This window comes from Rhodococcus sp. NPDC058521, from assembly GCF_042719695.1.
Classification (GTDB): Bacteria; Actinomycetota; Actinomycetes; order Mycobacteriales; family Mycobacteriaceae; genus Rhodococcus_F.
Genome location: NZ_JBHXNL010000004.1, coordinates 153,844 through 166,877 on the forward strand (window position 1 = coordinate 153,844; position 13,034 = coordinate 166,877).

Consider the following 13,034-nt stretch of genomic DNA (forward strand, 5'->3'; position numbering starts at 1 on the left):
GACCGGTCGACTGCGAGTAGGCAATCGGTGCACCAACTTTGGGCACCAATGTTAAAGGTTCGACAGGACATCGACTTCGAAATGAGGGGGGCGAATGATTCGCTCTGTATCCCGGCGGTTCACCATGGCCGCACTGTGCACCGCGCTGGCCGCGGGTTCGGTGGCGCTGGGGGGAGGAGGTGCCGCCAATGCAGCACCGATCTACCCGGTTGCCGATTCCGATCCGTTCTACGCACAGACGTCGGCCGCGGCAGACCTCGAGCCGGGGGAACCGATCGCGGTGCGCCCGATGCCACCGATCGCCGCGTTCCCGGACACCGCCGTATGGCAGGTGAAGTTCCGTTCCAACAACTCCCAGAACGAGCCCATCGCGGCCACCACGACGGTGCTCGTTCCGCGCAACCGGCCTGCGGACGGCCCGCTGCTGTCGTACCAGCACATCATCAACGCGCTCGGGCCGCGCTGCGCACCGTCGCGGACCCTGTACGAGACCGACCCTGACCTGGTGATCAGGGAGGCTCCAGCTCTCAACGTGGCGCTGCAGCGAGGATGGACGGTCGCTCTTCCCGACCACCTGGGACCGAACAGCGCATACGGAGCGGCGAAGCTGGGTGGCGTGATCACACTGGACGGTATCCGTGCTGCTCAGCGGGTCCCCGAGCTTGCTCTGGCGAAGAGCCCAGTCGCCATGGCCGGCTACTCGGGCGGCGGTATGGCATCGGCATGGGCTGCTGCACTGGCGCCGGAATATGCGCCCGAACTGAACATCGTCGGTGTGGCAGAGGGCGGTGTTCCGATGAACATCGGAAAGATGGCCAACGGGCTCGGGTTGCAGCCGCATCCCGCGTTCGGACTGGCGTTGGCTGCTGCGATCGGACTCGAACGTGAATACCCCGATCGGCTTCCCATCAGCGAGCAGCTGAACGACGAGGGCCTGCAATTGCGAAACAAGGTTGCCAATGCCTGCACCAACGGCCTACTTACGGCCGGAGCCGGCAAGAGCGCCCAGCAGATCTCCAAGACCACCGACATGATGACGTCCAAGCAGGCATGGGAGGTTCTCGACGAGAACAGTGTCGAGCTCTACCCCGGAGTTCCCAAGGCTCCGATCTTCGAATGGCACAGCCCCACGGACGTTCTCATTCCGGTCGACTCGATCGACAACACGATTCGCAGGTACTGCGACGCTGGTGTCGCGGTGCAACAGGAATTGTTCCCCAGCCCGGATCACCTGTCGTCGGCAGTGCTCGGACTTCCCGATGCGCTGAATTACCTCGACGCGCGTTTCCGCGGAGAGCCGGCACCGTCGAACTGCTGACCTCGTAGCTTACGAACCGGCGGCCGAACCCACTCCTGTTCGGCCGCCGGTTTGGCATTTCGGGCCGACGGGTATTCCCATCTGCATGTACCGCTCGGAAACCGCGATCGTCACGGGCCCCGAATCCGGGATGTGCCACGACACCGTCAGTGCACTGGGTCGGGCCGGGATGGACGTGCGTCGAGCTGCGCGGTCGGCAGAAGTACACGCGATTGCCGCCACTCTGGTGACCTTCGACGTGCTGATCACCCTGCCGCGATACCCGGGCTCGAGCGCCGGTCCTGGGGAGGTGAACAGGGGAGCGGCGGAAATCTCGTCCGAGATCGACCATTTATTGCGGTGCCTGCAACCGGCGATCCGGCACATGGCCGACAGCGGGCGTGGCGGTCGCGTAGTACATGTGGTTCCGGCCGCTCTGGAGTTCTGCCCACTGACCGGGGCTCTTGCGGCCGAGCTTGCGGACGCCGGAATAGCTGTGAATTCGGTGGTCCTCGGTCCGGAAGTCACGGACGCGGAAGCCTGCGAAACCATTGCGTTCTTGGCAGGGTCGCCGGCCGCCGGACAGACCAGTGGGGCGGAATACGTCCTGGTCGGACACTCGATGTCGGTACGTGGGCCCGGGCAGTCGCCCACACGGGGGGAGAGGTACCTGTCGAAGTCGCTACGCTCGAGACTTCGGGCCCTGCACGCCGATCACGACTGTTGAGATGCAGTTCCGCCGTTCATGTACGAGTCGTGCTGTGAGTGAGCCTTCCTCACTAGATCCATCAATTCTTCCTGCTCACGTGCCTTTTGACGGTATTTCGGCCCGAGTGCTTTGATCTGCTCTTCCTCACGCCGAAGCGCGCTGTAGATGCGTTCGCGCTCGGTCGTGTCCGCCGTGTAGTCGAGGTCGACGTAGTTGGTGGCGTGCCGGCGTGCACCGGCAATTGCCGACTGCGCCTTGCCGGCAGGGCTGACGAGCGAGGCGATCACGGTCACCACCAGGATTCCGATGATCACGGTCAGCGACAGAGCCGTACTGACTTCAACCACGTGCACGGGTTCGCCGCTGTTGACGAAGGGCAGATTGTTCTCGTGCAATGCATGGAGAATCAGCTTCACGCCGATGAAGCCGAGGATGGCGGCCAAGCCGAACGACAGGTAGATGAGTCGGTCCAACAGTCCGTCGAGCAAGAAGTACAGCTGCCGCAGACCCATGAGCGAGAACGCCGTTGCGGTGAACACGATGAAGACGTTCTGAGTCAGGCCGAAGATTGCAGGAATGGAGTCCAGGGCGAACAGGAGGTCTGTTCCGCCGATCGCCACCATGACGAGGAGCATCGGTGTCATGGCGCGCTTGCCGTTCGCCACCGTGAACAGCTTGTCACCGTCGAAGTAGTCGGTCGTGTGCAGGAACTTCTTCGCGAATCTGATGATGAAGTTGTCGGCCGAATGCGAGTCCTCGGTCTCCGGGCGCAGCATGTTTCCCGCGGTGATCAGCAATATGAGACCGAACAGGTAGAAGACCCAGGCGAAGGTATTGATCAGCGCCGCGCCCATGAAGATGAATCCGGTACGAGCGGCCAGGGCGAAGACGATGCCGAACAGAAGGACTTTCTGCTGATCCTCGCGTGGCACGTTGAAGCTGGCGATGATGATCAGGAACACGAACAGGTTGTCGACCGAAAGTGCCTTTTCGGTGACATAACCGGCGAAGTACTCGGATCCCATGTCCACTCCGCCGAACAACAGAACCAGCAGCCCGAAAACCACCGCGATGCTGATGTAGATCGACGACCAGATGGCGGCTTCCTTGAGGGTGGGTACGTGCGCCTTACGGACGTGAAATATGTAGTCGAAGGCCAACAGCGCAACGATCACCGCGATCGTCACGCCCCACGCAGCTGGTGAAACATTCATCGGCGTCTGCTTTCCGCTCTCGGGTACGCGACGGGCAGGTACGAGGTGCGTCGACAGTCGAACACATCGTTCGATCAGCCTAGACGACAGCGCAGTCGCATCACCGAGTGCGACACGATGGCATGCGCCGCGAGAACGCCGCCACTCGGCCGAGCTGCTAAGCGGACACCGACCGGATGAGTTTGCGGTTCACGAACTCGAAGATCCCGAGGTGAGACAACTCGCGACCGAAGCCGGAATTCTTGACACCGCCGAACGGAAGGTCGGGACGAGTTCCTGTCGGCTGATTGATCCAGACCATGCCGCTGTCGATCCGATCGGCGACTTCCCGCGCCCGGGTCTCGTCCGAGCCGAAGACGGTTCCGCCGAGACCGTAGACCGTGGCGTTGGCCAGCGAGACCGCCTCGTCGATGTCTGCGACGCGATAGACAACGGCAACGGGTCCGAAGAGTTCTTCGGAGTAAGCCCGCATGTCCGGCGTGACGCCGGTGAGCACGGTTGCATCGACGAACGCGCCCTTGCCGTTCGGTCCGCGTTCCTGTGGCCGCCCGCCGCCGGTGATTACATTGGCTCCCCTTTTCACTGCGTCATCTACCTGGCCGACGAGATCCTCTGCTGCCTGCTCGGAAGAGAGGGGGCCGAGGGTGGTGTTTCGATCGAGGGGATCACCTGGTTCGAGCGCACCCAATCGTTCACCCATCTGGGCGGCGAACTCGTCGAAGAGATTGTCCGGCACAATGAATCGCTTCGATGCCACGCAACTCTGCCCGGTATTCCCCATACGTCCGGTGACGGCGGCATCCACGGCCTTGCCGACGTCTGCATCATCCAGAACCACGAACGGATCGCTGCCGCCGAGTTCGAGGATGCACTTCTTCAAGTGCTTGCCTGCGAGGGCTGCGACCGACGCTCCTGCCTTCTCACTGCCGGTGAGAGCAACGCCCTGGACCGCCGGGTGCTCGATCACTCGCTCGACGTCGCTGGTGCGCAGGAAGATGTTGGTGTACGCGCCTTCCGGTATGCCCGCATCGTGAAAGACGGTTTCCAGTTGTGCTGCTGTTGCTGCACAGAGCTTTGCGTGCTTGAGAAGGATGGTGTTGCCCGCCACCAGATTGGGGCCGGCGAAGCGCACAACTTGGTACAGCGGAAAGTTCCACGGTTCGATACCCAGCAACACCCCGAGGGGCTCGTTGACAACCTGAGCTGTTCCACTTTCGACATCCATGTCGGACGGTTCCAGGAAGGCCGGGCCGTTCTCGCCGTAATACTCGAGGATGCTCGCTGCGAGTTCCACCTCGAACTCGCTGTCGGAGATGAGCTTGCCCATCTCGCGAGTGATGAGGGAGGCGAACTCGTTTTTCCGCTCGTGAAGTATCTCGGCTGCCCGCGATACGGCGCGGGCCCGCTCGTTCACCGGCACCTGCCGCCAGTCGGCGAATGCATCGTGCGCAAGATCCACGACAGCGGATAGCTGATCGACCTCCAAGTAGGGGAACTCGGCCAAAGCCTCACCAGTGTAAGGGTTGATGGATTCGAAAGGTTCCGAGTCCACTCCGGTGCTGCTCATCGGCTGGGCGCTGGTCGAGGTCATGAGATCCTCCTTCATCGTGGCGAAGTTGTGCTGACCGCAGCCCGTGTACCCACCCGGCCGCTATGTCAATCGAGCCGAGCCGCTTCAGCGAAACTCTTCTTCGACCGATGCGCGCAGTTCGTGGTCCAGAGAGATGCGAACGAGCGCGGCGGACAGCTCGGCAACGTCTTCGGGACGCACATATCCGGCCAGTTCGTCCGGGTCCGAGGGTAGTCCCAGGCCGCGCGCCGATTCGATTGCTCTGTTGTCGAAATACGGCCGCGCCCAGGGCCATACGGCTTGCACTTCTCTGGTGAAGATGTCCGCGCCGGTAGGACCGATTCCGTTGAATTCCTGGAGAAGACGTTTCACTTCGGGAACCGAGAATTGCGCGCGTTTGGGCAATCGTCGGAGATCGTTGCCGTAGACGTCGTCGACTCGATCTGCCAGCTCGTGTAGGCGAGTTGCGGTGCTTTCGTCGTACCGCACGTAGTGTGCACGCCCCAACGCCTCGATGATGTCGGAGCGCTTCGCACGCTTAACGGTCGGTGCACTCGACATGCCCGACTTGCGCAGTTCCCGGGCCGTTGCGACAGCGATGCTCGCGGAAATCGGTGTGCTGGAGACCAGACCGAATACCAGCAGCCGAAACAAGGGTGCGGGTTCGTTCTCGAGTCCTACGTCGGCTTCCTGTGCATACGTGCCGTGTGCGTGCTTCAGGAGCGCACCGACGATCGCCGGATGCTTCGCTGAGTTCATGACGCCTCCGATCGCACGCAATCTGTCGGTGTCCGTGGCAGCCACGGTACGTTCGGTAATCGGTGCCATCAAGCAACTTGTCGTTGCCGCAGTTCCAGGACGATTCCCTCGTCCTAATTACGTCACTGTGACGTAATTAGGACGAGGGAATGGATGACGGGAGAGTGGGCTGGGCCGACCTGATCGGATTCATCCGGATTGCTGCATATTATTCGACTCATGTCGGCCGGTGATCTGTGGACGCATTTCGTCACGGTCGAGTCGGTGAGTGAAGCGAGCGACTCGTGCCGAAGCTGGACGGTGTGCGGACAAGATGCATTGCACTGCGAGCCGCCCAAGGAGGCTCGCGAGCGCCAATCTTTGGTGTGTATACCTGCGGGCCGAATCGGACCCTTCCAGGAATATTCCCAGATAACGATAACGCCGATAATCGACATTATGTCAACTAATGATAATCGGGCCCTCCTCTCACTCGCGCGTTGCGTGGATGTCGTCGCCCGTCGACAGGTTCATCAGGGTATCGGCGCCCCATTTCGCCGTCCATTGCAGTTTCGCGAACTCGTGACTGCGGAGTTGCCGAAATTGGCGGTGATCTCGACCAGAAAAGCCTTGCCGATGATCATCGGTTCGGATTCGGGGTGATTGATGTTCGCTGGGAAAATTGCCCTGCCGGCGGCAACCTCGGTACGCACCAGATCGGCGTCGCATTGCTCCCGTAATGCCACGAATCGCAATTCAGGGGTGACGATCCCGCGGCGCGCGTAGTGCATCTGTGTGACCTGCGGTACGGGCCTGCGACCCTCCCCCTTTGGGAAGGCGCGCCCCGGCGCGCGGCGTCGGTGAATTGTTCGCTCCGCGCCCGGTGAACCTCGGTGTCCTTACGCGATTCGATCCACGGCGCCCCGGTGGGGCAAACGGCCTTGTTCGGGAACGCTTCCCGGACCTGCTGTGGTCGAGGTCGTCCACCCGGGTAATCGAATGGGTCGGGTATTGCTCGGACACAATAGTTTTCGGGGTGCGCACAGCCATGAGCCGTCTTCGCTTCCTACGCCGGCGTTAACCGGATCAGATTCAACGGTCTCGGGCGGTGCCAGCCCCTTCCAGGGCCCGTAGGGTCCCAAGGCTTCTATCACATTCGCAGCGTAAGTGGAGACCCGCTGTCGTTTTCGTACAAGACACCGGCCGATGCAGGACCTAATCTGAAATCGACCGCGGCGATCTTCATGGCCCGTCTTCTATCGATGGAAGGATCTGTATATGGCACGCGAGTTGGTGTACACGGGTTTCATGTCCCTTGACGGTGTGGTCGACTCGCCGGGCGGCGAAGCGGCGGGCCACCGAAGTGGTGGTTGGGTCGCTCGGACCGAGTTCGATCCCGAGGCGTTCGCTCCGTACTGGCGTGACTCCGAAGATCACGCCGCCTACAAGGATTTGCCGAAGTACGTCGTGTCGACAACCCTCACCGATGATGCACTGTTCGATGGGTGGGGCCCGACCACCATTCTTCGATCCAGCGATGACATCGCCAAGCTGAAGCAGAGTGACGGCGGCGGCATCTTCATCCACGGCAGCGCGGAGCTTGCTCGCCGACTCTCGGAAGCCGATCTCGTCGACCGGTACAACCTGCTGGTGTTCCCGGTACTTCTGGGTGCGGGTAAAGGCTTGTTCTGCAGGGACGACCGCGACAAACGACAGCTACGCCTGCGCGAGTCCGCCAGCTACGCGAATGGGGTGACGAAGCTTGTCTACGATGTCGTTTACTGAACGGGATCGAGCGCGATCACACCGTCCGCGCCCGTGCGAGGCTGCTGAGCGGACTGTCCGACGAATCGACGCAACGCCCGCGCGAGGTGTGGTTCATCGTAGTAATCCAGTCCCGTCACGACGTCGCTGACGGGCACGCCGGCGGTGATCATGCCGGCCGCGCTCCTCGCCCGCTCGATCTGTCGAACTGTGCCGCGACTCATGCCCGTCGCGGCACGGAACCGGCGTTCTACCGTACGAACGCTCAGTGGGGACCGATTGCCATCGAGCATTTCGGTCACCACTGGGTCGCGGGCGAGCACGCCATGCCGAACGAGATGATCCACGAGTATCTCGACATCGTCGGCATCGGGCGTCTGCCATCGTCGGCCGTCGAGCCAGAAGCTCTGGGAACTCACGTCGGGCAAGGTAATCCCGCCGTCGACAAGGGTGGCCATGTCCGCCATCCGGAGCGACGTTCCCACGGTGAACTGAACACCGACGAAGGATGCCTCCCACGGCACAGGCGCGGTTGCGGTGCGGCTCTCGGGCCCGACGACAGCTGCTCGAGGGGCCCCTCTTCCTCCCAGAAGACTAGGCCCCAAGTCTCACTCGCCAGAGCCGTCATCGTCGTGACCTGCTCACTTCGGCACGTCCAGACCGAGGATATCCATGGAGAGTCCGACATTCGCATGTCGAACAGCAGACCCATGCACTCACGGTACTTGGCGCACGAATCACTGGTCTGGTCCATGGCTCCCCCGAGTCCGCCGTGAAGGTCATCAACGACCGCAGCATTCGGGGTGGAGCACCGGTCTCCGAGATCGTCCTGGCCGGCACAAATTTCACCTCAGTCGTGATTCAGGCCCGAATGTAACGATCTGAACACGGCGAAATATAGTAGGTGCGTAACTCACCGAATTCGCCGGGGGCGATTCACCAGGAAGACAAGGGTAGTGCCATGGCGGATGTTGGTTTGTTCAGCGACGCAAGTCGTTCGATGCACGGACTCCCCCATGCACTCGACCGAGATGCGAGACCGCACGGTGGTGCAATGCCCGCGTCGAGGACGCGAGCGGCCCATGTTCGCTTCGCGACCGCCGACGAAATCGCGCGGTGGGACGAACTGCTATTGCAGAGTCCCGACGAGGGCAACGTCTACCGCTGTACCGCCAACATCGATGGAATGGCCATGCAGGGGGGCACGCCGGTTCACCTGATGGTCGGAGGGCACGCTGTCACCGCGTTCCGCGTGGATGTGCCACTGGCAGGGCCACTGTGGGTACTGTTCGGCCCTCCGGTGGACGACGTTCGCGAGTTGGTTCGCTCCGCTCGCGCAATAGCAGCATTCGCCGAGAACTACGGCATCGTCGCCGTGCGATTCCGTACTCAGTTGAAGGCGAGCGCGGACCACGAGAGACTTCTCCAACGGCATGGGCTCGTCCGGGTGCCGACCTGGCTCGACGACAGCACGGTCGTCGTGGACCTGAAGGGTTCCGAGCAGGACGTGCTGTCCCGATTCAAGAAGCGTGCACGGAAATCGATTCGACGGGCGACGCGCGAGGGCGTGACCGTGGATCGCGTTCCCGCCACGGAGGAAAACTGCCGCATCCTGTACGAGATGCTCGATGCGACCAGTGGCGGGCGGTTCAAGATTCCCACCCTCGCCATCTCCACTGCCGTCTTTCAGCGTTACGAGGCGTCGGGTCAAGGTCAGTTGTTTCTGGCACGACACGATGGTGAGGTCGTCGTCGGTGCGTTCGTCGCAACGTTCGGCACAACCGCTCTCTACCTGGGTGCGGGCTCGGTCCGCCAGCGGCCGGGAGACCCCAGCCTCTGTGGGTTGGGAGGCAGCCGGGCGGCATACGCGCTGCAATGGCACATCATGCGTTGGGCGCGCGAGCAAGGTTGTGAGCGTTACGATTTGGATGGGACGCCCTCGTCGGCAACCATCGGCGACTTCTCGCACCCACGTCACGGTGTCGGCCAGTTCAAGACCGCGTTCAGTGAAGAGATCACGGACTACCTGGGCGCGTACCAGATTGCGGTCAATCCCAGGCGAGCCTGGCTGATCCGGCAACTCGAGATCCGCGCCCAGCGTGCCGACGAGTCACCACTGCTCAATCGACTGCGGGGTCGACAGGTGCGGCCGAACCCGGATTATGTCTGGCTGCGCCGTTGACTGTCGAGGTAGCGCATCGCGCAATCTGTTGACGGAAATCCGCTGTGCGATAGTCCTCGTAGGTGGTAGGTAACCCAGCACTGAAGATCTCCCGTCTTCGCACTGTCATCGCACACCCTCGTACGGGTGCAGGCGAACGGGCGGCAGCCCAACGCATAGCTGGACAGGCTGGTCGAAAAGACGCGCGGGTCTGTCGACTCGGGACGAACATACGGCGTCAAACATGCATGCGCTGGTCGGCATGCGGGTCTTACCCGCATCGCCGACATGATTCGCGAGGACATTCTTCTCGCACGGCAGGCGTTCTGCGCTGGAGTCGGCTTGGGTGAACTGGCGGTCGTCGATCCAGTGGGTGACGCGCCGTCCGGGATCACCTACGAGGTCGATGCGCGTCACGAATGCGAAATCGTCATCACGATCGGAGCGGTTCCACACGACTGGGGCTGGCGATTCGATTACGGGGTGAAGACCGTCTCCCTCCGCCCTGCAAGCGCTCGCAGCGAATCTGGCCGAGATCATGGACGGCTACAACCACGATGGCCCCGACATCACGAAACGTTTCTTCGGTCGAGTACGCGCCGAAGGTGAAAATCTTGTCTGGTAGACGCAGTGCCGTTCGAAGGTCAGTCGGCAGCTTCGACGCGGTTGCGCAGCTGCCGGGCGAACGCTCGTGCCGTGTCGAGGTCCGCTGAGTTCGGATGACCCTTGCGGACCCCACCGACAACCCTCAGTGGCAAGTAGGTGTCGTATCCGAAGCACGTGAATGTGTCGACGACGTCGAATCCTCTGTCTTCGACCAGCCGCACGAACTTGTCGCGATACGGGATGAACGGCGGCTGCGGGAAACCGCTGGTGTTGAAGACGAACGCCTTGGCCCGCTGATCCTTCGGGAGTCCCTGGACGAACTCACGTAGCTCCGGGTAGTAGTTCATGTGTCGCACGCCCGATCCGAACCCGACCAAGCGGTACTCCGAAAGCTCTTCCGGTTCGATGTCGGCAGGATCGACCACCCGCGCATCCAGAACCTCACCGATGGTCTCTGCCACCTTCCTGGTGTTGCCGTGAGATACGGACTTGCACACGATGATCGACTTCATGCCACCTCTTCTCGAAGAAACTTGGGCACACAAAAAGGGAGTGTCACCACTCCCTTCCACATTCAATATATAGCGCACCCCGGGGCTTGCCGCAAGGCCCGGGGAGGCGCGCAGAATGGCTGGTCCAAGCCGGACCAGACAAGAAAACGCGAGGACTCGTGAGCTCTCCGAACGTCAGTGCCTTCGACCTTCCCGAACATCTCGCCGCCAAAGCCGACCCCGATCTCATCGATGCGGACGAGCGCCACTTTGCTGCCATTTCAGTGAGCCTGGAAAGGTCCATCACCGACCTGACGAACCGTATCGACGACGCCCGCAGGGCCCCGGGCCAGTTGGGGCAGGAAGCCTTGGAACGGGACATGCTCGTCCATCGACTCGGCGCGGAACTGCGCGCTCTGCGTCGCTTCGGCCTGGATCTGTGCCTCGGCCGCATGGTCGATGCCAACACATCCGAGGCCGTGTACATCGGTCGGCTCGGCCTCATGGACAGCGTGGGTGAACAACTACTCGTCGACTGGCGATCCCCCATGGCCGAACCGTTCTTCGGCGCAACCCACGCCAACCCGATCGGGTTGGCGAGCCGGCGGCGCTATCGGTGGGCACGCGGCCGTGTCAGCGACTACTGGGACGAGGTCTTCTCCCCCGACGAAGCGATCTCGAGCGCCGCACTCGACGATCGGTCGGCCTTCATCGCGAGCCTCGGAGCCAATCGCTCACCGATGATGCGTGACGTGTTGGGAACCATCGCCTCGGATCAGGATGCGATTGTTCGTGCCGGTTCCAAGGGCGCGCTCGTCGTGGACGGTGGGCCAGGCACGGGCAAGACGGTGGTCGCGCTGCACCGAGCTGCCTATCTGATCTACTCCGATCCCAGACTGCGGCACGGGGTGTTGTTCGTCGGCCCACACGAGCCGTACCTCGCGTACGTTGCGGACGTACTGCCCAACCTCGGTGAGGAGACCGTGCATCTGTGCACGCTGGGCGATCTTGTTGCGGAAGGGGCGACCGCTGAAATCGAGTCGGACTCGGAGGTGGCGCGACTGAAGTCGTCGGCGGAGTGGTCCCGTGCGATCGAGGCTGCCGTCCGATTCTACGAACAACCGCCTACCGAGGGAATGACGATTGCGACCGACTGGTCGGACATCTGGTTGAGTGCCGACGACTGGGCGGAGGCGTTCCGCGCAGCCGAGCCGGGCACGCCGCACAACGAAGCGCGCGAGCAGGTATGGGATGCGCTGGTCGCAATTCTGGTCGACAAGTACGACGGGAGCGAGTCGGACGTACAGATCCGCGCCTCCCTGAACCGCAACGACGACCTACGGGCGGTCCTGGACAATTCGTGGACGCTGATCGAGGCGGCAGATCTCGTAGGAGATCTGTGGTCCGTCCCGGCGTATCTACGCATGTCAGCCCCGTGGTTGAGTGCGGACGACGTCCGCACGTTGCAGCGCCCGAACGACCACGCATGGACCACGTCGGACCTCCCACTGCTGGATGCCGCCCGCCATCGGCTCGGCGATCCGGAAGCGTCGCTGCGACGGCGTGCCACCGCCACCGCAGCCGCCGCCGATCGTGAGCGAATGACCAGAGTCGTGGACGACCTCATTGCCACCGACGATTCGGAAATGGCTGTGATGTCGATGCTTCGCGGTGACGACCTTCGTGACGCGCTCGTCGACCACACCGCATCACCGGAGGTGAAGCCGGATCTGCTGGCCGGCCCGTTCGCTCATATCGTGGTGGACGAAGCACAGGAACTCTCCGACGCTCAGTGGCAGATGCTCCTGCAGCGGTGCCCGTCGAAGGGTTTCACCATCGTCGGTGACCGCGCACAGGCACGACACGGATTCTCCGAGTCCTGGGAGGCACGATTGGCACGTGTCGGCCTCGACCACGTCGATACAGCGTCTTTGACCATCAACTACCGGACCCCAGAGGAGGTCATGATCGAGGCCGAGCCCGTCATTCGAGCTGCGTTGCCGGATGCCAATGTGCCGTCGTCGATTCGGAGTAGCGGCGTGCCCGTCCACCGGGGATCGACTGTAGAGCTGAACCCGATCGTCGAATCCTGGCTGGCCGAGAATCACGATGGGATCGCCTGTGTCATCGGTGATCCGAAATTCGCGAGCACACAGCGCGTGCGATCGCTTACACCCGAGTTGTGCAAGGGATTGGAGTTCGACCTCGTCGTTCTCGTCGACCCGGAAGCATTCGGCTCCGGAATCGAAGGTGCGGTGGATCGCTATGTCGCGATGACCAGAGCGACACAGCGCCTTGTGATCCTCAGGAGTGAGTGACGACTTCTGATTCTGCGAGAGCTGCGAGCGCCGCGGTGACGGCGCCCCATCCGTCGAAGAAGCCGAGTTCTTCGTGCAGAGCGCGGGCCTTGGGATCGGCATGACGCACGACGGCGGTGTAATCGGTGCCTTCAGGATGGTCGAGGAGGGTGATCTCGGCAGTCAT

Annotated in this window: 11 protein-coding genes and 1 pseudogene; 5 read left to right on the forward strand and 7 right to left on the reverse strand. The window is 62.3% G+C overall.

Translation table 11 applies throughout. The annotated features are described in order from the left end of the window. The first annotated feature begins 94 nt into the window (after window positions 1–94). Together ACFWO3_RS08790 and ACFWO3_RS08795 are read left to right on the forward strand one after the other, a co-directional pair. Window positions 95–1,318, forward strand: a complete 1,224-nt coding sequence (locus ACFWO3_RS08790; RefSeq protein WP_378576206.1) for a lipase family protein — start codon at window positions 95–97, stop codon at window positions 1,316–1,318. A gap of 85 nt (window positions 1,319–1,403) precedes the next feature. Next, window positions 1,404–2,024: a hypothetical protein gene (locus ACFWO3_RS08795; protein ID WP_378576209.1), complete on the forward strand. Its 621-nt coding sequence runs from the start codon at window positions 1,404–1,406 to the stop codon at window positions 2,022–2,024. Here the strand turns inward: ACFWO3_RS08795 and ACFWO3_RS08800 are convergent. From ACFWO3_RS08800 to ACFWO3_RS08815, 4 genes and pseudogenes are all read right to left on the reverse strand, one after another. Beyond that, window positions 2,012–3,220 (reverse strand): TerC family protein, encoded by a 1,209-nt coding sequence (locus ACFWO3_RS08800; RefSeq protein ID WP_378576211.1) that lies wholly within the window; start codon window positions 3,218–3,220, stop codon window positions 2,012–2,014. The genes ACFWO3_RS08795 and ACFWO3_RS08800 overlap by 13 nt on opposite strands. 157 nt (window positions 3,221–3,377) lie before the next feature. Continuing rightward, entirely contained in the window at window positions 3,378–4,811 is a 1,434-nt protein-coding gene (locus ACFWO3_RS08805) for an NAD-dependent succinate-semialdehyde dehydrogenase (RefSeq protein WP_378576214.1), read from the reverse strand. Between the two features lie 84 nt (window positions 4,812–4,895). Further along, window positions 4,896–5,549 carry an endonuclease gene (locus tag ACFWO3_RS08810; protein WP_378576217.1) on the reverse strand — a complete coding sequence of 218 codons (654 nt, stop codon included), beginning with the start codon at window positions 5,547–5,549 and terminating at the stop codon, window positions 4,896–4,898. Window positions 5,550–6,017: 468 nt separating this feature from the next. Beyond that, a pseudogene (locus ACFWO3_RS08815) lies at window positions 6,018–6,319 on the reverse strand (phosphomethylpyrimidine synthase ThiC). A 487-nt stretch (window positions 6,320–6,806) separates the two neighbouring features. Between ACFWO3_RS08815 and ACFWO3_RS08820 the strand changes: the two are divergent. Beyond that, the gene (locus tag ACFWO3_RS08820) at window positions 6,807–7,313 is read left to right on the forward strand and encodes a dihydrofolate reductase family protein (protein ID WP_378576219.1); all 507 of its coding nucleotides are present in this window, start codon (window positions 6,807–6,809) and stop codon (window positions 7,311–7,313) included. On the opposite strand, the gene ACFWO3_RS08825 is transcribed toward ACFWO3_RS08820, so the two are convergent. After that, a complete protein-coding gene (locus tag ACFWO3_RS08825; RefSeq protein WP_378576222.1) occupies window positions 7,307–7,711 on the reverse strand; it encodes a helix-turn-helix domain-containing protein in 405 nt (134 codons plus the stop codon). The two genes, ACFWO3_RS08820 and ACFWO3_RS08825, sit on opposite strands and share 7 nt — an antisense overlap. A 635-nt stretch (window positions 7,712–8,346) precedes the next feature. Between ACFWO3_RS08825 and ACFWO3_RS08830 the strand changes: the two genes are divergently transcribed. Then, window positions 8,347–9,474: a lipid II:glycine glycyltransferase FemX gene (locus ACFWO3_RS08830; RefSeq protein WP_378576224.1), complete on the forward strand. Its 1,128-nt coding sequence runs from the start codon at window positions 8,347–8,349 to the stop codon at window positions 9,472–9,474. A 623-nt stretch (window positions 9,475–10,097) separates the two neighbouring features. Here the strand turns inward: ACFWO3_RS08830 and ACFWO3_RS08835 are convergent. Further along, window positions 10,098–10,571: a flavodoxin family protein gene (locus ACFWO3_RS08835; RefSeq protein ID WP_378576226.1), complete on the reverse strand. Its 474-nt coding sequence runs from the start codon at window positions 10,569–10,571 to the stop codon at window positions 10,098–10,100. Window positions 10,572–10,729: 158 nt separating this feature from the next. Between ACFWO3_RS08835 and helR the strand changes: the two genes are divergently transcribed. Further along, complete coding sequence (gene helR / locus ACFWO3_RS08840; protein ID WP_378576228.1) at window positions 10,730–12,868, forward strand: RNA polymerase recycling motor ATPase HelR; 2,139 nt, start codon at window positions 10,730–10,732, stop codon at window positions 12,866–12,868. Here helR and ACFWO3_RS08845 read toward each other — a convergent pair. Then, a complete protein-coding gene (locus ACFWO3_RS08845) occupies window positions 12,855–13,034 on the reverse strand; it encodes a hypothetical protein (protein ID WP_378576231.1) in 180 nt (59 codons plus the stop codon). The two genes, helR and ACFWO3_RS08845, sit on opposite strands and share 14 nt — an antisense overlap.